Below are 22,227 nucleotides of genomic sequence, written 5' to 3'. Positions count from 1 at the left end.
TTCCCTCCTCTCTTCAGCTGTTTGAAGCCTTCAGAATCTTTTCTTTATCCTGATATTGAATATCATAGATCCGCTGGTATGGACCACCATTAGAAAGCAGCTTTTCATGCTTTCCTCTTTCTTTGATTCGTCCATCTTCCAACACTAGAATTTCATCCGCATGTTTCAAAGAAGAAATCCGGTGTGCAATGATGAATGTAGTTCTGCCACGCATTACTTCTTTCAATGCTTTTTGGATCTTGAATTCCGTTTCCATATCCACAGCAGACGTAGCATCATCAAGTACAAGCACACTTGGATCGATCAGAATTGCTCTTGCGATAGCAATACGTTGCTTTTGACCGCCTGAGAGGCCCATTCCTCTCTCACCAAGCAGCGTGTCGTAGCCCTCCGGCATATCCATAATAAAGTCATGTGCTTGAGCGCGTTTAGCAGCATCAATCACTTCGTCCATAGTCGCATCAGGATTTCCATATGCAATGTTTTCTTTAATAGAAGTAGAGAACAAAAATGATTCTTGTAGAACGAAACCAATATTTCTTCTCAGGCTTTTAAGTGTATATTGATCGACGGGTTTTCCATCAATGGAAACTGTCCCTTGCTCAGGCTCATAAAAACGAGTGATCAACTGTGTAATACTGGTTTTTCCAGAGCCAGTAGAGCCGATAAGTCCTACGACTTTACCAGGAGGAGCATCGAAATTGATGTCCTTCAAAGCAGAATCGTCATCTTCGGTGTAAGTCAACGTGACATTTTCAAACGTTACATGTCCTTTCAGACGTTCTTCATGAATAGCTTCTTCTTTTTCATCAATATCCTCATTCGCTTCAAGTATTTCCAAAAGACGTTCTCCGGAAGCTTTTGACTGAGAAAATAAGTTGATTACAAATCCGAAGTTCATCAATGGACCAAGGATATACCAGACGAGACTGAAAAATGCGACTAACTCCCCTAATTGAAGTTGGCCGTTTACGACAAGGGAGCCACCATAAGCAAGCAGGACCACAACCGAAATATTCCCGATAAATTCCATTAAAGGAAAGTATTTAGCCCAAATGTTTGCAGTGGTTATATAGTTGGTACGGTAATCATCATTTCTATGAAGAAAACGGTCGACTTCGAAGCCTTCACGTGAAAGAGATTTTACTGTGTTCATTCCACTGATATTTTCCTGGACTCTTGTATTAAGTTTCCCGAACGATTTACGAATTCCCCGGAATGCAGGGTGTACACGTTTGTCGAACATATAGACGACAACTGCGAGAAATGGCATCGCGGCCATAGTAACCAGTGCCAAAGGTATTGAAAAATAAAACATTACAGCTAGGCTGCTTACAATCAAAAGAACAATACGAATCAGTTCATTGAAACCGAATGACAGGAAGAAGCGGAACCCTTCTACATCGGCAGTCAATCTGGACATCAAGTCTCCAGTCTTGGCATTATCATAATATCTGAATGGAAGGCGCTGCAGCTTTTTATATAGACCATCTCTTAGGGTATAGACGGATCGTATTCCAAATAAGTCTCCTAAGTATTGTTGAAAGTATGTGGCGACGCCTTTGACTGCCATGATTAGTATGAACCCGCCAGCTAAGTATGGTATTAGATCATATTGTTCATCAAGCACTACATCATCGATGGTCACTTTCAATATAATAGGATAGACCAGCGTAATCCCGGTGACGAATAACAAGAAAAATAAGGACCATAAGAAAAACCGTTTGAATGGCCAATAGAATTCTTTCAGTTTCTTAAATGTATCCATATGTCTCCCCCCTTGTAAATTTTTAACGTAATTAATAATATATCGGGTTACGAAATAATTTTCCACCTTTACGACCGATTATTTTAAAAAATGCAAAAGAATTAATAATTCCAACTATTCCGACAATGACGCAGATAAAAAAACCACCAGAGATTCTGGTGGCTGTTGTTTATTTTTCATTCTTACCTAGTACACGGTTGACACGCTTACGCAGCATTTTCATACCGCCCCCGCCCGCTTGGAAGTGACGAAGATTTCCTTCTTCATCAAATACATAGTAAGCCGGGACATACTGGTTCTCAAATGCATCTGTCAGCGCATGTTTGTTATCTACGAAGATCGGCTGTGTAATTTCGTGCTCAGCAGCGACTTCTTTGATCGTATCCAGATCCAAATCTTTCTCAGATCGTGGCATATGCACCGCAATTACATTCAACTCATCTTTATATTCATCGCGGAACTCATTTACATTTGGCATCGCTTCTTTACAAAGTCCACAGCTTACAGACCAGAAATGGATCAGTGTCGGTTTGCCGCCTACCAAATCACTCTTCGTGACTTCTCCGTTCAACCACTCTGTAGCACCTTCAAGTTCAGGCATTGGTTGTCTAAGACGCATAGGAATCCTCCTTACCGTAATTCATTTTTATCGTTTGTAAAAGGGCCTAACAACAATTGTTAGACCCCTTTTCGATCATTCGAGTATGCTTGTCCGTTTAAAGCGTTTCCTGTCCAGGCTTCCAGTTCGCCGGGCAAAGGCCGCCAGTTTGAAGTGCTTGAAGTACACGTAGCGTCTCATCAACATCACGACCGATGTTGTTGTGGTTTACTACTTGATACATCAATTCACCTTCAGGGCTGATGATGAATAGTCCGCGAAGTGCGACACCTTCATCTTCAATCAGGACACCGAAGTCTTTGGAGACCTGGTGATTCGTATCCGCAGCTAGTGGATATGCAAGATCGCCAAGACCGTTTTCGTCACGGGAAGTGTTGATCCATGCCAAGTGTGTGTGGATCGTATCCGTGGATACTCCTACCACTTCTGCATCAAGATCTTCGAACTCATCATAACGATCAGACAATGCAGTGATTTCTGTAGGACATACGAATGTGAAATCCATTGGATAGAAGAAAAGTACTGTCCATTTGTCGTTTTTCATGTTTTCTTCCAAAGATACTTTACCGAATTCCTTGTTGGAAAGCACCGCATCCATTTCGAAGCGAGGTGCCTGTTTTGCTACCATACGTTCTGCCATGTCATATCCCTCCAAATGATTATATTCGTCGTAAAAATTTTCTCACGATTACAATTATAGCTAGCAGCCTGATTAAAGTCAATGTTACGTAATAATAAATACAATTAAAGTATGGCTGATTTTCTTTTACACCATACTAATATAACCAGAACCCATACTCATTAAACAACAAGTGTCGAGCTTTGTAAAATGATATGAATGTTTTTCCAACTTTAAAGAAGAATGATGTACGATTATGTCTTATATTGAGAGCTTATGGTTGAAATGATGATGCTCTTTTCGCTATTCTATTTACTATACGTGTATTGAAGGGAGCAATAATATGAACTTTTTTGAAGAAGGATTTGAATTGAACTTAGCAGAAATCGCAGATGTGTTGATTACTGTCGGGTTGAAAATCGGAGCATTGATTATCGCTTTTCTGATCATCAGCCCGTTATTGAAAAAAATAATTCGTGCATCCATTCAAAAGACGAGTAAATCCAGGAAGCTGACCGAAGGACGCACTCAGACGTTGGAGAACCTCGGGGAGAATATTGTTTCCTATGTACTGATTTTCATTTTTATTATGATGTTCATGGAATTGATCGGTTTGCCAATTGGACCTCTTCTTGCAAGCGCTGGAATCATCGGTCTAGCTATCGGGTTCGGTGCACAAGGACTTGTCAGTGATATCGTAACCGGCTTTTTCATCCTGTTGGAACGTCAATTGGATGTGGAGGATTACGTTACGACCGGTGGGTATGACGGTGTTGTTGAAGAACTTGGCTTACGTACAACTAAAATTCGCGGGTTTGATGGTACACTACACTTTGTCCCGAACCGTGAGCTTGTCGGTGTGAGTAACCATTCTCGCGGAAACATGCGTGCACTGGTGGACATCGGAATTGGATATGATGAGAATATTGATGCAGCGATCGAAGTTCTGCAAAAAGTTTGTGAAGACTTCGAGCAAAACGATGAACGCTTCAAAGAAGGACCTAGCGTCCTTGGAGTCCAAAGCCTAGGATCGTCAGATGTCGTCTTACGTGTACTTGGTAAGACGGAGAACATGCAGCAATGGGCTGTCGAACGCGATTTGAGAAAAGCGATGAAAGTAGCGCTTGATCAAGCAGGCATCGAGATTCCATTCCCACACCAAGTGTTTATTGAGAAAAAAGAAGATCAAGTTTAATAGAGGCAGTGAAAGGAAAGCCCCGAACAATGGAATTGTTCGGGGCTTTCTAATTTTCATTCTATTCTTTCCATACTTCCACTTGCTTGATTTGACTACCTTCCTTATCTACCACTTTGAAGTGATAGGACTCATGAGTAAGAACAGTCCCTTCGGCTGCATCGATATCCTGCATATAAATCCAGCCTGAAATCGTATCCACATCATCCTGTTGCAGTTGAATTTCAAAATACTCGTTAACGTCCTGAATGGAGACCTTACCTTCCACAAGAAAATGTCCATTTTTCAAACGCTTGATGGCTCGTTCTTCTTCATGGTCGAACTCATCCCTTATTTCTCCAACGATTTCTTCTACAATGTCTTCGATCGTTACCAGCCCGGAAGTACCACCATATTCATCCGTCAACACAGCTAAATGGTTTCTGTCCTTTCTCATTCTCACCAGCAGATCGTTGATCGGGATATTTTCAAACACTTTAAGTACCGGGCGGATGAATGGTTCAATCCCTTGGGACTCGACATCATTATAGAAAAGTTCTTTCATATGGATGACACCTAGGACATGGTCCTTATCATCATCAATCACGGGATATCTCGTGAACCGTTCCTGCTTTACATCCCTTAACACAGTGTTCAGGGAATCATTGATGTCGATGACAACCATTTCGGTACGGGGAATCATGATCTCTTTCGCTGTGCGATTATCAAATTCGAAGATCCGGTCCACATAATGGTATTCGGATCGGTTGATCTCCCCTTTTTGGAAACTCCGTGTCATGATGTAGCGAAGCTCGTCTTCTGAATGGACTTCCTCTGACTCCTTGGCCGTCTGAAGTCCGAACATACGGACAAGGACATTGGCAGAGCCATTCAAGAGCCAGATCAGCGGATACATCAATTTGCTGAACCAAACCAATGGTCTAGACAGAAGCAAAGTAACACCTTCTGCCTTTTGGATCGCTACCGTTTTTGGGGCAAGTTCTCCAAGTACGACATGCAAAAAGGTGATGATGAAGAATGCAAGTGCAAATGAAATCGTATGACTGATGGCAGACGGCAAGTCGAATCGTTCAAGGAGTGGACTCAATAAATGCTCAAGGGTAGGTTCTCCAAGCCAACCTAACCCGAGAGCGGTAATGGTGATCCCAAGTTGACAGGCAGATAAGTAGTAATCGAGATTATTCAACAGTTTCAACGAGTATTCTGCCTTCTTATCGCCTTCATTTGCTCTCGATTCCATTTTCGATTTACGGACCTTTACGATTGCAAACTCACTCGCTACAAAAAAAGCAGTCAGAACGATCAGTAAAGCAACTGCCAACAATTTAATCGTTGATTCCATTACACTCTCCCCTTCTATGTATTGGGATGGTCACCCATCCCTCTATTTATTGAAACCTTTGTTCCACCTGCTGGCACACTTCATCAGCAGTACACCCATCGGCATTGATGACCGCACCTTGTGTTGACGCAGTCGCCATGCCCATCGTGTTTTTGTCCTGCCCTGAAATGACACAGCAATCACAGCCTTCAGCATCCTTCTCATTTTTCAATGTGACGATGTCGTACCCTTTTTGCTGAAGTGCAGCTCGTACATCTGCTAAGTTTTCTTCCACTGCTATCCTTGTCATAAAGATCTCCTCCTCGACTTTAGTGAAAATCACCTATTAGTCTTTCCTTAGGGGATCTTGGTATGCACAAGAATTATCCACGCCATTTACGGATCATCGATTCGACGAGTTGCACTCCTACACCAATTGCTTTTTCGTCTGGTTTGAGTTTTGCATGATGAAGCCCGTATTCGGAATCAACACCCAGCCAGAACATGAAGCCCGGTATCTCTTTTACCATATACCCGAAATCTTCACCTGTCATAGCAGGTGGAGCTTGTTCATAAGTAAAACCTTGATCCAGAGTCACTTCAGCAAATCGATCGACAAGCTCACCATTGTTCGTCACCTGATGATAGTTTGCTCCATAGTCAATGGATACTTTACATTCATGTCCGAGTTCCAGGCCACGGGCAGCGTTTTCGATAAACTGTTTCACTTGTTTCATCGCCTCAGGTGACATTGTCCGGATTGTCCCTTCGAGCCTGGCATGTTCTGCGATAATATTCTGGACAGTTCCACCTTCTATTTTGCCTATGGTAATGACAGCACTATCAAGCGGGTTGATTCTGCGCGAGACGATTTGCTGCAGCTGCGTCACAAAGTAACTGGCAGCTACCACCATGTCATGGGTGAAGTGAGGATAGGCTGCATGACCGCCTTTCCCTTCAAGATCAATGAACAGTTCACTCGTATTTGCGAACAAGAGACCTTCCCGAGAAGCAACTGTTCCGACAGGCAGCTCAGGAGCGATATGAAGCGCAAAGATGTTATCAGGCTTCCATGCTTTGAATTCATTGGTTTGTAGAAGTGGTTCAGCACCTCCAGGACCTTCTTCTGCAGGCTGGAAAATGAAAAGCACATGATCGTCAGTCGGCTTATAGGCTAGCTTCTCCAATGCTCCAAGCGCAATCGTCATATGGAAGTCATGTCCACATGCATGCATCTGCCCCTCATGTGTCGACGCAAAGGGGTACGCTGTCTTTTCAGCAATCGGCAACCCGTCGATATCCGCTCGATATCCGATGGTCTGCTTCGGATTGAGACCTTTCACGCGTACAAGGATGCCTGTTTTCCACGTTTTGATTTCCAGGTGCTCCTGGGGTAATGAGCGAATCTTTTCCAATAGATATGCCTGCGTCTTGAATTCCTTATACCCCAACTCAGGGATTTGGTGCAGTTCTCTGCGAATTGAAATCAAATCTGACACCTGTTTTTCACCTCTTCCTTATGTAAAAGGCCCTGCTGCATAGCAAGGCCTTTCAGAATCAATCATTCAATTTACGTAGTTCCTGTTTGATTTCTGTTTTGGATTTTGTCTGATCGTCGATATCTTTCAGCTTCTTTGCTGGTGTTCCAGCTACCAATGTATTTGGAGGAACATCCTGCGTTACGATCGACCCTGCTGCAACGACGGAACCTTCACCAACCGTGACTCCTTCAAGGATCACTGCATTCGCTCCGATTACAACACCGTCCTCAATGACGACTGGGCTGGCAGATGGTGGTTCAATGACACCGGCAAGGACAGCTCCTGCTCCGATGTGGCAGTTCTTACCGACAGTGGCACGGCCACCAAGCACGACATTCATATCGATCATCGTGCCTTCACCTACGACAGAACCGATGTTGATCATAGCACCCATCATAATGACTGCTCCGTCACCAATTTCCACCTGATCACGGATTACGGCACCCGGTTCGATACGTGCATTGATATTTTTCATATCAAGCAATGGAATCGCTGAGTTACGGCGATCATTTTCGATGACATAATCTTCGATCTGCTTGCCATGCTGGTCAAGGAATGCTTTGACGTCTTTCCACTCACCGAATATGACACCTGACTTTCCATCGATGAAGTCCTGGATATTCTCGCCGAAATCAAGCTCGTTGATGTTATCCCCTTTAAGATAAACTTTCACCGGGGTTGACTTCTTACTATTGGAAATAAAAGAGATGATTTCATTTGCATCCATTTGTTTCATTTACATCGTCCTCCTTGGATCTTTCTTATATTCGCTTCATTTACTTTATCAAAGTGAAAAGTTTGTGACAAGAAATTCATGCCCGATCTCCTTTAGGCAATAGAGTAATCAACAGAAAACTGATGATTGCAAGACAAAGAAGACCGATATAGACGTAGTGCAATCCTGAGCTTAATGCATCTTGAAGCACGCGAATTGCTTCTGTGGATAATTCTCCACGTTTATCTGGATCAAGCAGGATATTCGTCGAATCGACATCGAGCTCGTCCCCCATGTCCGCCTGCTGGATATCACTTTGTATTTTACTGTTCAATAGACCCCCAAGCAGGGCCGCTCCTATTGCACTCCCAAGCGAGCGCATGAACATATTCGAAGCAGTAGCGATTCCTCTTGTCTTCCAGTCTACAGTGCTCTGAATGGAAACAATGAACGAAGTGGTACACAGCCCCATCCCTACACCAATGAAGAAAGAACCTGCTGCTGCCCATAATGGTCCTTTATCAGGAGAAAGCATGAAAAAGAAGATTCCTCCAATGATCAACGAGCTGCCACCAATCAATGATGTCGTTCGGAATCCGATACGGAGCAGTAATCTACCTGCAAGTGCGGAAGATATCGGCCAACCGATCGACATCGTTGTCAAAGTGAAACCGGCTACGGTAGCTGACTTTTCCATCACCCCTTGTACGAATGCAGGCAGATAACTGGATACACCAATCAATATCATGCCTGTCGTCAACGAAGTTACATTCGCTACTGCGATTGACCTGTACTTCCAAATATGGAACGGCATCATGGGTGACTTTACCCTCAATTCCTGGAAGACAAACAATAGGAATCCTGATACTGTAATAGCACTTAACAGGTACATGAGCGGTGAGTTCCATGGTATTCCCACTCCACCTTCGACAAGGATGATCATCAGCGTACTGACAGCAAGCATCATCAGTACCGAACCACCATAATCGATGGATCGATCTTCCTTGTCCACGTCTTCCCGGAAAAATACCAGGATTCCGATCAATGCCAGCACCCCGAGTGGAAGGTTCATCCAGAATACATACGGCCAGCTGAGCACATCAACGAAAAAACCACCGAGCGCCGGTCCGGTAACTGCTGAAATCCCCCATACACTCGAAAGATACCCTTGTATATTGGCACGTTCTTCTTTCGTATAGATATCTCCGACAATGGTCGTCGCTATCGGCATCAAAGCTCCAGCCCCCAGTCCCTGCAATAGCCTGGCAGCAATCAGCATATCCATAGAAATGGATAAGGCACTGAAGATCGAACCTAATAGAAAGATAGATATCCCAGTTAAAAAGATCGGTTTTCTACCGAAAATATCGGACAGTTTACCAAAAATCAACACCGTGGATGCATTCGTCAATAAATAAGCTGAAAACACCCAGCTGTATTTGCTGAATCCTCCTAAATCTGCAACAATACTTGGCATTGCGGTCGAAACGATCGTCGCTTCGATTGCTGCTAGAAACATAGCCAGCATGATGGAGGCTAATACTAACGGACGTTTGATCGGTTTCTTATGTACTTGCTGCTTTTCATTCATTTCCATTACCTCTTTTGTCTTTTGCAGTTGAAGGATTGTCCTATAAGAGAGGATGAGAACACCCCCTTCCACCCGATTATTCCGGGCATCATTCGAGGAGGTATTCTCATCCACTCAGTCAATCTTTATTCCTTTGATCAGAGACTTCACGTAATCACGCTTGTCTCAATGCGTGTAAATGTTTATTCAACTGCTTTAATATTGCTCTTCGAGTTAGGATCCCGTCAAATCTTCCATCCTGATCTGCAACACAAACGAATGGATGGTCGATTACGACCTTCAACGCCTTCAAAAATGAATCATAACGACTGAGGCACGGGATATCTTCGTTCACGACATCACTGACAACCATTTCCGAGAGTTTATCCAGTTCGAACCTCTCTATTCCAAGCGTCTGCTCGATAATCAAGGTTTTACTGATGACACCTTGCAATTTATAGGTAGGGTCCAGAACCGGAACTGCCGAATAACCGGATTTAACCAATACAAGCAACGCATGTTCCAAAGGGTTCCCCATTTGGACATGAGCCACTTTTTCTGATGGTATCATTAAATCGTTGACACTAAGTTGTAATAGTTCGTTGTTCTCTACATGAATCATCTTGACACTCCCTTTGATCTTGCAGCTGAAGGAGTATGCCTACACGCACATCAATTACCACATTAAGTTTAACACAAACCAAGTAAGTAAAACTACACTACTTCTCCTGTAAGGTCCCCTTTTCAGCTATTGATTTCAGCTGTAAACGATACCCAGTTCCTACCTTTTTTCAAACCTCTTCCCATCACTATCTTTTTCTAAATTTATGATCAATTCTGTCAGCGCACCTTCATTACAATGATTACAGGTTCCTGGTTCACGAAAAATCAGGCAGCATACAGGGCATTTATAAAACAATGAAATCATCCTTTTTGATACTATATGAAAGCATAATAATCCTTGTGATATTTGTGGAAGATTTGATGCAATCATGAGATAATGGAAACCATCTTATGTTAATTGAGGGGATGTACGACTATGACCACCCATACATTTACTAAGCGTGAAGAAATTTCCCACGCGATTACCCATGGAATAGGTGTGCTGCTAAGTATAGCTGCACTAGTACTGCTTATCGTATTCGCCAGTCTTAAAGGGAACGCCTGGCATATCGTATCCGTATCCATTTATGGAGCAACGATGCTATTGATGTACACCTCTTCCACATTGGTACACAGCTTCCCGAAAGGAAAAGCCAAAGACCTATTTGAGATCTTCGACCACTCTGCCATTTACTTATTCATCGCAGGTACGTACACACCTATCATGCTTGTGCCACTGCGTGGAACGCTTGGCTGGACGATATTCGGAATCGTGTGGGGCATTGCCTTGTTAGGTATCATCTTCAAAGTCTTTTTCGTGAAGCGGTTTGTCGTTCTTTCGACGGCGTTTTACGTTCTTATGGGCTGGCTGATCGTCCTTGCATGGGGACCATTGACTGCAGAGCTGCCTGCAGCAGGTATCACTTACCTTGTTGTCGGAGGTGTGCTCTATTCAATCGGAAGCATCTTCTATGTATGGCGAAGCTTTCCTTTCCATCATATGGTATGGCATTTGTTCGTATTAGGAGGTTCCATTCTCCATTTCTTCACTATATTCTTTTACATCATTTAATAAGAAGCACCAATATAGATAATGTAAAAAGAGGACCCGGACAACATTGTTGTCCGGGTCCTCTTCATTCGTAATCACCTATCAATTAAAACGGGAATGGATTAAGCCATTGGCCACCGTCCAACGTCACAACTTCACCATTCATATACGATGCTTTGTCTGACAGGATGAAGTGTGCCAGGTCTGCAATCTCTTCCGGTTGCCCCAATCGTTTAAGAGGTACAGATTCCAATGTACGCTTTGCAGCTTCTTCGGATTCAAACAGTTTATCCGCTCCGCCAGTACGTTCAATCGGCCCTGGAGCAATTGCATTCACGCGTACTCCATATCTTGAGCCCCATTCGACCGCAAGTGTCCTTGTCATGGATAGAACACCAGCTTTCGCAGCTGCGGAATGAATCACGCCAGCCCCTGCATTCCAAGCATATGTAGCAACCATATTGAGGATGGTGCCTTTCTTTTTGTTCTCAATCCAGTAGTGACCTACCGCGTGACTGCAGTAGAACGTTCCATTCAAGACTATATCGATTACAGATTTCCAACCATTCGGTGACAGCTTTTCAGCAGGTGCAATGAAATTCCCCGCAGCATTATTGATCAGGTGATCGATACCACCGAATGTTTCGACAGTCTCTTTAACCATTCTTTGCACGTCATCTGTATTTCTAACATCCATGACGATTTTTAATAAGCGGTCTTCTGCACCTTTTGCGATCTCGAGCCCTGCTTCGTTCAGCCTTTCTTCACTTCGGCCTGTTATCGCTACTTTCGCACCTTCTTCGATGAATTTTTTGGCCATGTATTTCCCCATTCCACTGGAACCTCCAGTGACAATTACTACTTGATTCTCCATCAACATTCCTCCTCTACCCTTACTAGTTCCACATAAAAAAATGAATTCCTGTTCATTTTTCGTGTTTTTTCATTCTTCTAACATTTTTTTGCGTCACCCTTTGCTGCGCTTTCTTCATGCTATAATTCATGTGAAAGCATTGAAGGAGAGGAACTTCTGATGAGGATTACCAGACGAACATTCTTAAAAAAGGCACTTACTAGTGTTTTTGCTATATTCGGCCTATCAAGTGGCGGGTACTATTATGCAAGATATATCGAAACTGACATGCTGGACGTAAAGAAAGAAACGATCGCTTCCCAAACGATTCCTTCCAGCTTCCAGGATTTCAAGATACTACTGTTTTCTGATACACATCTCGGATTCAATTATGATCTGAATCAGTTCGAAAAGCTTGTAAACTCCATCAATAAAGAATCTCCTGATTTAATCGTATTTGCCGGGGACCTGGTAGATCAGCCGAATGCCTATTCGTGGAACAATCGATTGGAAGGTCTGTTGTCAAAGTTGAACGCACCATACGGCAAGTTTTGGATCTACGGCAACCATGATCATGGAGGGTACGGTACAGACATAGTAGATCAGACAATGAAAAAGGGCGGTTTTCAACTCTTAAGAAACCAGCATACAATAGTAAATCAGGGTGAGGCATCAATTGCCATGGCAGGCCTGGATGATGTCATGCTCGGTAAGCCGAATTTGCACCGGACACTTGATGGGGTTCCTGAAGATCTGTTCACCATCTTACTTTGTCATGAGCCTGATTTTGCAGATGAAGCAAGCCGATACCAGGTGGACCTACAGTTATCCGGTCATAGTCACGGAGGACAAATACGCCTGCCAATCGTCGGTGACCTGATCACTCCCCCTTTGGCAAAGAAGTATGTGGAGGGTTGGCATGATGTGGGCAGTGACTCAATGAAGTTGTATGTAACGAGAGGGATTGGAACGACCAGAATGCCATACCGATTCCTATGCAAGCCTGAAATTACCTTATTCCGATTGTCCCAGCCCAGCTAAATCGAACAGTTTTGTGAAAACCATCGGTACCTTCGCAGTTTTAAGCATGAACATGTTACAATAGGTCCGACATACATGACAATGTGGAGGTACTTATATCATGATGAATAGAATGAAGCTCTTCATTCCAACATTTTTGCTCCTAGTGTTTCTAGCTGCATGCGGAGGCGAAATTGAAGAAAATATGTCAAGAGACATAGAACCATTATCCGCAGTCAATCAAAATGGGGATGAAGTAAAGTTGAAAGACTACGAAGGAACCTATTGGGTTGCTGATTTCATTTTCACAAGCTGCGACACAGTGTGTCCTCCGATGACCGGCAATATGGCTCGTCTTCAACAAAAAATGAAGGATGAAGGAATCGATAATGTCCAACTCGTTTCTTTCAGTGTCGATCCTGAAACCGATACACCTGAAAAGTTGAAGGCCTTTGCAGACGCTTACCAGCCTGACTATGAAATGTGGGATTTCCTTACCGGGTACGAGTTTGAGGAAGTAAGGGAACTTTCCTATAAATCATTCCAATCTGCACTCGAGGACATGCCGGATACAGATCAAATGTCACACGGGACGCGCTTTTACCTGGTTACACCAGAAGGTAAAGTCATCAAGCATTATAAAGGGACAGAAGCAGATGAAATGGATCGCATCATAGAGGATTTGAAGAAAATCAGTTGAAGACTGAAAATGGCGCATCCTTATACATGGGGCGCCATTTCTTACATGATTCGTAATTTTACTGAACTTCCATTATCATAGTAAGTATAGAAAGGAGCGTAGATATGAAACGCACGAATGGTACACAGGCGACAAACGATATCGCTGCCGCACTCTTCACAGTGAACCGGCATGCAAAGACCGCCCCTCAGCCCCAACAGTTATATGAATTGAAAAAACATACGATCCAGCGGCTTTTGAATGAAAACCGTGCAGAAAAGATGGGACTCCACTATTCTGATCACCCGAAATTCAGCCGTCAGCATTCCACGTTGTTGATCAAAGTAGCAGATTATTATTTTCATATTCCAGCTTCCAAAGAAGACTTTCAACAGCTGGAGCATTTAGGAAAGTTAGATCAGAATTATCGCAACCCAAAAACTCGCATGTCGCTGTCAGCAGCGAAGAAACTTCTCTACAATTACTTAGGATGGTCTCCTCCAAAGAAGCACAACCCTCTTAATCATAGCCGGTTTGCTCCATCATCCTCCCTTGGCCAACCCATCGAAAAGCCTTGGAATCAAAGAGGCAGACGAAAATGATAAGGTGTGCCCTTTCCATACCGGGAAAGGGCACACCTTCTTCGTCAGATTTGTCAGTCGATATAGGTTACAGCTGTACCCGTTGCCACAATCATCATCATTCCGTCCCTCAATGTTTCAAAATCAAGATCGATGCCGACAATTGCATTTGCACCAAGGTTGCGTGCACGCTCTTTCATCTCATCCATTGCGATTTTCCTGCCTTGAGCCAGTTTATCCTCATAAGCAGAACTTCTTCCACCTACAATATCTGATATCCCAGCCATGAAATCCCTCACTACATTCGCACCCATGATCGCTTCTCCACATACTACATCATGGTACGTTGCAATCGTCTTGTTCTGTAAGTCTGGAGTAGTCGTCACCAACATGTTATCCTCTCCTTTTTGTCCTTATGTCCTTTCTTACGTATCAAACTTTTCAAATGTTTCATTAGTTACATAATAAGGAATAATTATTTTAGGAGGATGATAGTATGAGTATGAATGAAATGAATGATTTTCTATACCACTTGAAGAAGTACATGGAATACACCACAGAAATGCGTGATACTTATGAAAGACTGAGTGATTATGAAAAAGAGGTCGTCAAAAAAGCCCACCCGCTCAGCCAATCACCTGAGACGATTTCAAAACAAGCCTACAAATGGCACGATGCGATTTACAAAGCTACGGATACCCCTAGGTGAACACGGACAACCCTCAATATGACCACTATTGAATATCGATGGAAACCAAAAAGAGCGCTGACTTCATTGTCAGCAGCTCTTTTTTCATAGAATATATTGGTCCATCATCTCTACCAGTTCCACGATTTCAGGTTTTGATATTTGAGCATCCGCCCCGACTTTTTCACCCTTATGGCGAAGGTCCTCCGTAATCAAGGAAGAAAAGATGATTACTGGAAGCTGCTGCAGCCTGCTATCATCTTTGATCCGTTTAGTCAGATGGTGTCCATCCATACGCGGCATTTCAATATCTGTAATGACAAGCTGGTATTCTTCCGTAATCGACTTTCCTTGGTCCAGCAGACCATTGAGATGTTCATAGGCTGCTTTCCCATCTTCAAACAGGGTAAGGTTATCATACCCCGCCTCTGATAACGTTTCCTGGAGTAATCCCCTCAATAATGCTGAATCCTCTGCCAATAGAATTTTCTTATTGGAACGTTCCCGATGACCTAGCTTTGTGACCTGATTCTTATGAATGCTCGATTCAGGATTGATATCTGCTACGATCTTTTCGAAATCCAGAAGAAGCAGCATATTCTCTTCCATTTGGATGACACCTGTAATCTGCGTATCCAATCCTTGATACATCTTTTCAGGCTTTTCGATCCGATCCCAGGAAATTCTATGGATGCGCGTGACGCTATGTACATGAAACACCATTTTCATGTTATTGAATTCGGAAAGAATGAATTTATCATCTTTATTATCCGTAGACGGTGGAAACCCAAGAGCATGGGCTACATCAACGACCGGCACGACTACTCCACGGATATCAACGATCCCTTCAACTGATGGATGGGTGTGAGGAATGGTCGTAACAGGCAGCGGTTTTAAAATTTCTTTGACCTTGATCACATTGATACCGAATCGGTTGTTACCAATTCCAAATTCCACCACTTCCAGTTCATTTGTACCACTTTCAAGCAAAATCCCTTGATTCATCGTAACGCCTCTTTTCATGAATATGTCCATTTCATTATATAGCTTTTCATTTGAAAAGACATCTATCGGTCGAAAGAATTATGAGAATTGTCACATATCATCATTTCGGATGATCAAATAGACAATCAGACCGATAACCGGAAAGAAGATGGTACCGAACAGGACGATCAGCGCATACTCCTGACTGCGCCCTTTACGTTTGCTGTCCCGATAAGCCCATATACTCGTAACGATATTCAAAATGAATAAAATGAGTCCGAAAAACAAGAAAATCAAAAAGAATGATCCAGCAATAATATCACCCATAAGCATTTTACCACCTCCTATTCTTACATACGTTTGTTATCGGCAAATCGTTTCATTTCTTGAAAGACATTAGAAAAACTTGGCTTGTCGCCAAGTACTATGGAGGAAGCCTTAGTATTTTTTTATACTTTATTCCTTTAATAAAGTTAAATATTCGTAAAGTACAAAAAAACTCGCCTGAAAGTCAGACGATTGATTCTGTCTCATGATTCGTTTCAAACCAGCGGTCATTCAAAAGTTTTTCTTCCCATTCCCGTACTGTATCCAGCGCCTCCTGAAACGATAGATGGTTTGTCTCTTTCACCGGTATGGATTTCAAATCATAGATTCCTTCTGCTTGTGAAGTCAGTAATGTCACCTTCCATGTAATGCAGGAATCCCCTTTATCCAACCCTTTCATTACGACCAGCCAGTACTCAATGCCTTTCTCATCTCCAAGAAACTTTTTTCTTGTAAGACTGAGACGGTCTTTCTCCCCGATGGCAATCCTTTTACGCGGAAAATAATCTGTGTATGCATACAGATTTTCCATGTACTCCCCCCTAAATCATTCGCTTACTCTGATTTATGCAGGATTGGATTCATTTAGAATTGTTTTCAGATTATTCAAATTACTCAAGTGCTTGATCATGAAAAAATCCGGCCTCCACTGGAGATCCGGATCAGATATGCTTCAATCACGATTTCAGGAAAGCTTCGAGGGACTTTTCCTGCTTTTTCATATCCTCGTAGCCTTGCATGTATAACTCATGCAGCTTTTGCTTGTTCCTCTCGATTCTGCCGACTGTCAATGGTTCCAATGGACGGATGAGGAACGCTTCACCCTGTTCTTCCATCTCCAGGAGGCGATGAATCATCTTGTTGTATTTTTTATATCGGTTGAGGAGGGTCTGGACAAAATGCGGGTATTCCCGGTATTTTCTCGCAAAATACCATGCCATCCGCATCTTTTTCTTGAAGTGACCATCATTGCGCGTCAAAACCACGACATGCTTCTTATTGCCGAATCGGATGGAAGACTCAATCGGAATCGGATCTGCAATTCCTCCATCCATCAAATCCATTCCTGAGTAGGAAATGCTAGGCGCGATCAATGGTAATGAACAAGAGGCACGCATAATTTTAAGCAGGCTCTCTCTGTCTGGAAAATCATCGAAGTGAACCGCATTTCCAGTATGCATGTCCGTTGTCGCAACGACAAAATGAGAAGCTCTGGATTCAAACGTTTCATAATCGAATGGAACGAGTTCATTCGGCAGTTTATCGAAGATGAAATCCATCCCGAAAATTCCTTTCCTTTGAAGCATCCGTTTGTAGGAAATATATTCAGGGTGGTCTCCGTAGCCTACAAGCACATCATAATTCCTGCCTCGCTGATTGGATACATAAGAGCTTCCATTGCAAGCTCCCGCTGATGATCCAGCTACAAATGGTAGATGCAGATCCATATCGAGAAAGTAATCAAGTACTCCCGCTGTATATGTACCACGCATTCCTCCGCCTTCCAGTATCAGACCTGCATGTTCCATACTAGTCCCTCCTTTTTTGATGTTCTTTTTCCAAGTATATCAAGCAGGCACGTCTCACGCTTGCCATTTGCTTCTTAGTGATACGAATGTCCTGATAGGTTCGATAAGGCCTTCTATGTTATCATCTTCTTAGCAGCTAGGAGCTATTCATTCCTAAGTACTTAATATAGGGAGATCTGCCATGGAACATTTAGTAAATCAAACAATCAAAGACATAGAGATTTCAGGTATCAGGAAATTTTTCAATATGGTTGGTGATTATGAGGACATCGTTTCGTTGACAATCGGTCAGCCGGATTTCACTACTCCTGAACATATCAAGGAAGCAGCAAAACAGGCAATCGATCGGAACTATACGACCTATACACATAATGCCGGCATTTTGCCTCTTCGAAAGGCGATTGCCGACTTTTCAAACCGAAACTACAATTTAAAATACGATGCCCAGTCAGAAGTGATCGTGACAGTCGGTGCATCCCAGGCGATTGACATTACACTCCGTACCATCCTATCAGCTGGTGATGAAGTCATTCTTCCTGGCCCTGTCTATCCAGGCTATGAACCACTAATTAAACTTGCTGGCGGAAAACCAGTCCATATCGACACCAGGGATTCAGGCTTCAAGCTTACTGCTGCATCCCTATCGGAACATATTACACCAGACACTAAATGCATTATCCTGCCTTACCCTTCCAATCCGACTGGGGTCACGTTGACTGAGACAGAACTGAAAGAGATTGCAGATGTTCTCTCTGAGCATGAAATCTTTGTCATTGCTGATGAGATTTACAGTGAATTGGTTTATGATAATAAACACTTTTCGATTGCCTCACTTTCATCAATGAGAGACCGTGTCTTCCTCGTCAATGGACTTTCCAAGTCACATGCAATGACAGGCTGGAGAATCGGGTACCTCCTCGGTCCTGCTAATTTAATGAAGCATGTACTCAAAGTGCATCAATATAATGTGTCCTGCGCGACCTCCATCAGTCAACATGCAGCTCTCGAAGCATTGACCGAGGGCAAGGAAGATCCCATTGAAATGAAAGAAGAATATCGAAAACGCAGGAATTATGTCATGTCCCGGTTGGATGGGATGGGGATCGACTATGAAGTGCCGGGTGGGGCGTTTTATATCTTTCCGAAAATTGAATTGGAAGGTAAATCTTCATTTGATACGGCAGTCCAGCTCGTAGAAGAAGCTGGTCTTGCTCTTGTCCCGGGAGATGCCTTCTCCACGTTCGGGCAAGGTCATATGCGACTCTCTTACGCATATGATAAAGCAACACTGAAAAAAGGTCTGGATCGTCTGGAACAATTCATGAACCGCACATGACAAAGCAAAAAGTCAGTTGATGTCAACTGACTTTGGCTTGTCTTCTCATGTACTCCACAATCAACTTGTCGAGATTCTGGCTTTCTTTGATAGTCCGTTCACTGCCTCTGCCGTAACCTTCTGCTGTTACGTACATCTTCTTACGGTAACGTTGGATTTCATCAAATAACTCATCATCATTCTTTTCCATATGTAGGTAAGGCATCATTATCTTCCTCCAATTTATTTACCAAAACATGGTATATTATGACATGAACATTCTCTTCTGTAAATCATATCGCAAAATCAGTGAAAACCTTTCTTTTTTCGACATTTTTCTGTACATTTGTTCTTTGATTCTTTACAAATTCCAACGTTATTATTTCCTGATCCTATGTTAAAATAAGGTAGTGTTAAAGAATGTAAGATTCATTTGAAGGGAAGATCCACTTTGTCAGAAACAGCAAAAAACGAGTGGCTGGAATGGCTGAAAGCAATTGTCATCGCCATTGTATTAGCATTCACTTTACGTACGTTCTTTTTTGCAACTTCCATTGTCGAAGGTGCCAGCATGGACCCTACGCTCGAAAGCGGAGAAAGAGTCATGTTCAATAAAATCATTTACTATCTGGATGAACCGGAACGAGGAGAAATCGTCATCATTGATCGTCCATTAAAAAGCTATGTTAAGCGAATCATCGGTTTACCTAATGAAACCGTAGAAATTCGTGACCATGAATTATATATCAACGGAAAAAAGCAGAAGCAGTCCTATCTGAAAGACCAAGCCATTCAGGAAACGATGGATTACGGACCGGTAAAAGTGCCTGAAGGCCATTATTTCGTCATGGGTGATAATCGCGGCATCAGTAAAGACAGTCGCAATGGCTTAGGATATATTAAAGAGAATGAAATCATCGGCCGTACAGAGCTCATTATCTATCCTCTAGATAAGTGGGGATTGACCAGATAAATAGTCAGGTTTCTTTAATAACAGCATAATGACAAAAAACCGAACAATGTATGCACGCATTGTTCGGTTTTCATTATTAACGGGAAGAAATCTTTGCAGGTAATTGATGTAAGCTTTCAATCATGATGTCGAGCTTCCCTTCGATTCGATGCATCAAATAGAAGGTGACCGCAATCGGGAATCCGACATCCGTAATGAAAGGAATCCAAGTCTCCATACATACACTCCTTTTTCTTTAATTAGTAAACCTTGGCTTTTTGCCAAGTGGCGATAGCCTTAGTATTTTCTAATACTTTATTGCTTTAAAAAGTTAAACTTTCTTAAAGTGTAAAAAAACAGGAGGCTGTCCTTGGGACAACCTCCTATGAATTAAAGTTCAATCTCAGATACATTGCGTTCAACGATACGCGCCTGCTTCTTGGACACAAGATCTCCACCGCTTGATAAGAAACAGTTCTGGGCTAGTATAGTATCCATCGCATGATTGATCTTAACTGCGTCAACCGGCTCAATCGGGTTGTCCAAAGAGATCGTTACCGTCTTGTTCTCTTCGTTCAGGAATTTCAATTCCAATTTTTTCATCTTCTCTCCTCCTTCCATTGAACTAAAATAATTTCTGATTAGATACTGTAGATCACTGCATTGTCATTTCTTTCAATCGAATGCCAAAGCTGTTGTTGCAACGGTTCCAGCGCTACGGCAACTTCATACAACTGTTCGTCAGTTGCCTGAGTCTTCACGTTGTTGAAAGACTTTGTTTTGTAGACAGGTTCACCTTTCCCATCCACGCCATTTTCGAATACCAATTGCAACCTTGATGATTGTGTCTCGCTCATCACTGCCATGTCGATCACCTCCTTTCACACTCATAATCGAAATAAAGCATTAAGGAGGTGTCATACTTATGAAAAAACTATATGTATTTTAAAAATTGGTCCTACTGTTGAACACTTCTGTTACTTTGAGCTCGGTTACATCTTCTCGCTGATTTCTAGGAAAAGCGTTTAGAAATAATTAAGGGGCGTTGTCGAATCAGTGGAAAGGACGGCGGGGAAACTACTCGCTTTCCTGTGGGGAGCTGGCGAGCCTCCTCGGTCGTTTTACTCCCTGTGGGGCCTCGCCTAGGCCCTTCTCCCACGGGAGTCGAGCAGTTTTCCCGCCAACCTATGCGAAATTTGTGAACGAGTCTATCAGGTCACTTTCCCTTGGTCTGAAGAACTTTATATCGATATTTCCTTAGCCTGACACTCGGTCCTAATGTTTAATAAACTTCTGATGAAAAATCAGCAACATGAAAATAAAAAAGGCGGCCGCAGCCACCTTCAGATTAAGTATTAACCATTATCAAATATGCAAAAGCCGATGTTCATCAACAGAATCAGTATGGAAATGATAAAAAAGCTCACATCCAACACGTCCATCACCCCCTGTATTCTTTTCTACACCTTTATTTTACCCTAACAGGCTTTCTTACTCTATAGCATTTCCCCAAACCCCTTCAAGAGAAACTGCAACCTTTGTTTTGCGGTTTTCACAATTACGTCAAAAAGATATTGCTAATTTGTGAAATACTGAACAAAGTTATCCATTTTTATGCAAATGATGATATATTATAAATGTAAAAGATACCAGCTATTCAATAAGTAGAAAGTATCTTTTCGCAATCATTTGTGAATCATTGAACAAATTAAAAAAGGAGTGAGTACGATGTTTGCAAACTTTTTGAGAGAAAACAAAATTGCTGCAGGTATCCTGACTGTGTTGAGGTTCTACATCGGATACGCTTGGCTGACAGCTGGATGGGGAAAAATCACAGGAGGTTTTGATGCTGGCGGATACCTGCAGGGTGCTGTCGCAAAAGCAGGCGGAGATCACCCAGCAGTGCAGGGCTGGTGGGCAAACTTTTTAGAAGGAGTAGCAATTCCTAATGCGGATGCATTTACATTCTTGGTGATGTGGGGAGAATTCCTTGTAGGTCTGGCGCTGATTCTTGGTATCTTCACTAACTTTGCAGCAGTAATGGGACTGACAATGAACTTCGCTTTCCTATTGAGCGGCACGACAAGCACCAACCCGCAAATGGTTCTGCTTACTATCTTCATTGCAGCTGCAGGGGTCAACGCAGGCCGATATGGTTTGGACCGCTGGGTAATCCCTTTCTTGAAAGATATGAAGTGGAAACAAAATAACAATAAAAAAGCTGTAACAGCCCATACATGAACCAATTGGTACTGTTACCGCTCCTGCCACCTTAAAAGGCATCTCGTACAACTAGA

The 22,227-nt window shown here is 42.7% G+C and carries 28 protein-coding genes; 9 read left to right on the top strand and 19 right to left on the bottom strand.

Going from position 1 to position 22,227, the window contains the following annotated elements; genetic code table 11:
* Nucleotides 1-13: 13 nt before the first annotated feature.
* The 3 genes from ACFQ2J_RS02200 to ACFQ2J_RS02190 all read right to left on the bottom strand — a co-directional run bounded on the left by ACFQ2J_RS02200 (nt 14) and on the right by ACFQ2J_RS02190 (nt 3,027).
* Nucleotides 14-1,768, bottom strand: coding sequence for an ABC transporter ATP-binding protein (locus tag ACFQ2J_RS02200; RefSeq protein ID WP_386056174.1), 1,755 nt, complete (start codon nt 1,766-1,768; stop codon nt 14-16).
* A 169-nt stretch (nt 1,769-1,937) separates the two neighbouring features.
* Entirely contained in the window at nt 1,938-2,387 is a 450-nt protein-coding gene (locus tag ACFQ2J_RS02195) for a TlpA family protein disulfide reductase (protein ID WP_386056172.1), read from the bottom strand.
* Nucleotides 2,388-2,484: 97 nt separating this feature from the next.
* Nucleotides 2,485-3,027, bottom strand: coding sequence for a peroxiredoxin (locus tag ACFQ2J_RS02190; protein WP_386056170.1), 543 nt, complete (start codon nt 3,025-3,027; stop codon nt 2,485-2,487).
* A 322-nt stretch (nt 3,028-3,349) separates the two neighbouring features.
* On the opposite strand from ACFQ2J_RS02190, the gene ACFQ2J_RS02185 reads away from it, so the two are divergent.
* Nucleotides 3,350-4,201: a mechanosensitive ion channel family protein gene (locus tag ACFQ2J_RS02185; RefSeq protein WP_386056169.1), complete on the top strand. Its 852-nt coding sequence runs from the start codon at nt 3,350-3,352 to the stop codon at nt 4,199-4,201.
* Nucleotides 4,202-4,262: 61 nt separating this feature from the next.
* Here the strand turns inward: ACFQ2J_RS02185 and ACFQ2J_RS02180 are convergent, their stop codons facing one another.
* From ACFQ2J_RS02180 to cbpB, 6 genes are all read right to left on the bottom strand, one after another.
* Nucleotides 4,263-5,543, bottom strand: a complete 1,281-nt coding sequence (locus tag ACFQ2J_RS02180; RefSeq protein WP_386056167.1) for a hemolysin family protein — start codon at nt 5,541-5,543, stop codon at nt 4,263-4,265.
* Between the two features lie 46 nt (nt 5,544-5,589).
* Nucleotides 5,590-5,832, bottom strand: a complete 243-nt coding sequence (locus ACFQ2J_RS02175) for a YkuS family protein (protein WP_386056165.1) — start codon at nt 5,830-5,832, stop codon at nt 5,590-5,592.
* A gap of 73 nt (nt 5,833-5,905) precedes the next feature.
* On the bottom strand, nt 5,906-7,021 hold the full coding sequence (locus tag ACFQ2J_RS02170) for an N-acetyldiaminopimelate deacetylase (protein ID WP_386056163.1): 1,116 nt from the start codon (nt 7,019-7,021) through the stop codon (nt 5,906-5,908).
* 58 nt (nt 7,022-7,079) lie between these two features.
* Nucleotides 7,080-7,799 (bottom strand): 2,3,4,5-tetrahydropyridine-2,6-dicarboxylate N-acetyltransferase, encoded by a 720-nt coding sequence (dapD, locus tag ACFQ2J_RS02165; protein ID WP_386056161.1) that lies wholly within the window; start codon nt 7,797-7,799, stop codon nt 7,080-7,082.
* Nucleotides 7,800-7,875: 76 nt separating this feature from the next.
* Nucleotides 7,876-9,375: an MDR family MFS transporter gene (locus ACFQ2J_RS02160; RefSeq protein WP_386056160.1), complete on the bottom strand. Its 1,500-nt coding sequence runs from the start codon at nt 9,373-9,375 to the stop codon at nt 7,876-7,878.
* A gap of 148 nt (nt 9,376-9,523) precedes the next feature.
* Nucleotides 9,524-9,970 carry a cyclic-di-AMP-binding protein CbpB gene (gene cbpB / locus ACFQ2J_RS02155; RefSeq protein ID WP_386056158.1) on the bottom strand — a complete coding sequence of 149 codons (447 nt, stop codon included), beginning with the start codon at nt 9,968-9,970 and terminating at the stop codon, nt 9,524-9,526.
* A gap of 417 nt (nt 9,971-10,387) precedes the next feature.
* On the opposite strand from cbpB, the gene trhA reads away from it, so the two are divergent.
* The gene (gene trhA / locus ACFQ2J_RS02150) at nt 10,388-11,023 is read left to right on the top strand and encodes a PAQR family membrane homeostasis protein TrhA (protein WP_386056156.1); all 636 of its coding nucleotides are present in this window, start codon (nt 10,388-10,390) and stop codon (nt 11,021-11,023) included.
* Between the two features lie 85 nt (nt 11,024-11,108).
* On the opposite strand, the gene fadH is transcribed toward trhA, so the two are convergent.
* Nucleotides 11,109-11,876 (bottom strand): 2,4-dienoyl-CoA reductase, encoded by a 768-nt coding sequence (gene fadH / locus ACFQ2J_RS02145; RefSeq protein WP_386056154.1) that lies wholly within the window; start codon nt 11,874-11,876, stop codon nt 11,109-11,111.
* A 159-nt stretch (nt 11,877-12,035) separates the two neighbouring features.
* Between fadH and ACFQ2J_RS02140 the strand changes: the two genes are divergently transcribed.
* From ACFQ2J_RS02140 to ACFQ2J_RS02130, 3 genes are all read left to right on the top strand, one after another.
* Nucleotides 12,036-12,896 (top strand): metallophosphoesterase, encoded by an 861-nt coding sequence (locus ACFQ2J_RS02140; protein WP_386056152.1) that lies wholly within the window; start codon nt 12,036-12,038, stop codon nt 12,894-12,896.
* A gap of 100 nt (nt 12,897-12,996) precedes the next feature.
* The gene (locus ACFQ2J_RS02135) at nt 12,997-13,575 is read left to right on the top strand and encodes an SCO family protein (RefSeq protein WP_386056151.1); all 579 of its coding nucleotides are present in this window, start codon (nt 12,997-12,999) and stop codon (nt 13,573-13,575) included.
* 104 nt (nt 13,576-13,679) lie between these two features.
* Nucleotides 13,680-14,156 (top strand): YkyB family protein, encoded by a 477-nt coding sequence (locus ACFQ2J_RS02130; RefSeq protein ID WP_386056150.1) that lies wholly within the window; start codon nt 13,680-13,682, stop codon nt 14,154-14,156.
* A 53-nt stretch (nt 14,157-14,209) separates the two neighbouring features.
* Here ACFQ2J_RS02130 and ACFQ2J_RS02125 read toward each other — a convergent pair whose 3' ends face one another.
* Nucleotides 14,210-14,527, bottom strand: a complete 318-nt coding sequence (locus ACFQ2J_RS02125) for a YbjQ family protein (protein ID WP_386056148.1) — start codon at nt 14,525-14,527, stop codon at nt 14,210-14,212.
* Nucleotides 14,528-14,631: 104 nt separating this feature from the next.
* On the opposite strand from ACFQ2J_RS02125, the gene ACFQ2J_RS02120 reads away from it, so the two are divergent.
* Nucleotides 14,632-14,844, top strand: a complete 213-nt coding sequence (locus ACFQ2J_RS02120) for a hypothetical protein (RefSeq protein ID WP_386056146.1) — start codon at nt 14,632-14,634, stop codon at nt 14,842-14,844.
* Between the two features lie 84 nt (nt 14,845-14,928).
* On the opposite strand, the gene ACFQ2J_RS02115 is transcribed toward ACFQ2J_RS02120, so the two are convergent.
* The 4 genes from ACFQ2J_RS02115 to ACFQ2J_RS02100 all read right to left on the bottom strand — a co-directional run bounded on the left by ACFQ2J_RS02115 (nt 14,929) and on the right by ACFQ2J_RS02100 (nt 17,663).
* Nucleotides 14,929-15,828, bottom strand: coding sequence for a chemotaxis protein (locus ACFQ2J_RS02115; protein WP_386056144.1), 900 nt, complete (start codon nt 15,826-15,828; stop codon nt 14,929-14,931).
* Between the two features lie 90 nt (nt 15,829-15,918).
* A complete protein-coding gene (locus ACFQ2J_RS02110) occupies nt 15,919-16,134 on the bottom strand; it encodes a PLDc N-terminal domain-containing protein (protein WP_386058304.1) in 216 nt (71 codons plus the stop codon).
* Nucleotides 16,135-16,318: 184 nt separating this feature from the next.
* On the bottom strand, nt 16,319-16,666 hold the full coding sequence (locus ACFQ2J_RS02105; RefSeq protein ID WP_386056142.1) for a hypothetical protein: 348 nt from the start codon (nt 16,664-16,666) through the stop codon (nt 16,319-16,321).
* A 145-nt stretch (nt 16,667-16,811) separates the two neighbouring features.
* Entirely contained in the window at nt 16,812-17,663 is an 852-nt protein-coding gene (locus ACFQ2J_RS02100; RefSeq protein ID WP_386056140.1) for a patatin-like phospholipase family protein, read from the bottom strand.
* A gap of 181 nt (nt 17,664-17,844) precedes the next feature.
* On the opposite strand from ACFQ2J_RS02100, the gene ACFQ2J_RS02095 reads away from it, so the two are divergent.
* A complete protein-coding gene (locus ACFQ2J_RS02095) occupies nt 17,845-18,999 on the top strand; it encodes an aminotransferase A (RefSeq protein WP_386056138.1) in 1,155 nt (384 codons plus the stop codon).
* Between the two features lie 22 nt (nt 19,000-19,021).
* Here the strand turns inward: ACFQ2J_RS02095 and ACFQ2J_RS02090 are convergent, their stop codons facing one another.
* On the bottom strand, nt 19,022-19,207 hold the full coding sequence (locus tag ACFQ2J_RS02090) for an aspartyl-phosphate phosphatase Spo0E family protein (RefSeq protein ID WP_386056136.1): 186 nt from the start codon (nt 19,205-19,207) through the stop codon (nt 19,022-19,024).
* A 222-nt stretch (nt 19,208-19,429) separates the two neighbouring features.
* On the opposite strand from ACFQ2J_RS02090, the gene lepB reads away from it, so the two are divergent.
* Nucleotides 19,430-19,951: a signal peptidase I gene (gene lepB / locus ACFQ2J_RS02085; RefSeq protein ID WP_386056134.1), complete on the top strand. Its 522-nt coding sequence runs from the start codon at nt 19,430-19,432 to the stop codon at nt 19,949-19,951.
* Nucleotides 19,952-20,027: 76 nt separating this feature from the next.
* On the opposite strand, the gene ACFQ2J_RS02080 is transcribed toward lepB, so the two are convergent.
* The 3 genes from ACFQ2J_RS02080 to ACFQ2J_RS02070 form a co-directional block, all read right to left on the bottom strand.
* Nucleotides 20,028-20,168, bottom strand: coding sequence for a YvrJ family protein (locus tag ACFQ2J_RS02080; RefSeq protein ID WP_386056133.1), 141 nt, complete (start codon nt 20,166-20,168; stop codon nt 20,028-20,030).
* 152 nt (nt 20,169-20,320) lie between these two features.
* Nucleotides 20,321-20,533: a DUF2922 domain-containing protein gene (locus tag ACFQ2J_RS02075; RefSeq protein ID WP_386056131.1), complete on the bottom strand. Its 213-nt coding sequence runs from the start codon at nt 20,531-20,533 to the stop codon at nt 20,321-20,323.
* 38 nt (nt 20,534-20,571) lie between these two features.
* Complete coding sequence (locus tag ACFQ2J_RS02070; protein WP_386056130.1) at nt 20,572-20,796, bottom strand: DUF1659 domain-containing protein; 225 nt, start codon at nt 20,794-20,796, stop codon at nt 20,572-20,574.
* A gap of 862 nt (nt 20,797-21,658) precedes the next feature.
* Between ACFQ2J_RS02070 and ACFQ2J_RS02065 the strand changes: the two genes are divergently transcribed.
* Entirely contained in the window at nt 21,659-22,171 is a 513-nt protein-coding gene (locus ACFQ2J_RS02065; protein ID WP_386056128.1) for a DoxX family protein, read from the top strand.
* Nucleotides 22,172-22,227 lie beyond the last annotated feature (56 nt).

Origin of the sequence: Thalassobacillus hwangdonensis (assembly GCF_042675915.1) — a bacterium.
GTDB lineage: Bacteria > Bacillota > Bacilli > Bacillales > Halobacillaceae > Thalassobacillus_A > Thalassobacillus_A hwangdonensis.
The sequence above is the reverse complement of the archived record's forward strand: the minus strand, read 5'-3'. Positions and strand labels throughout refer to the sequence as shown.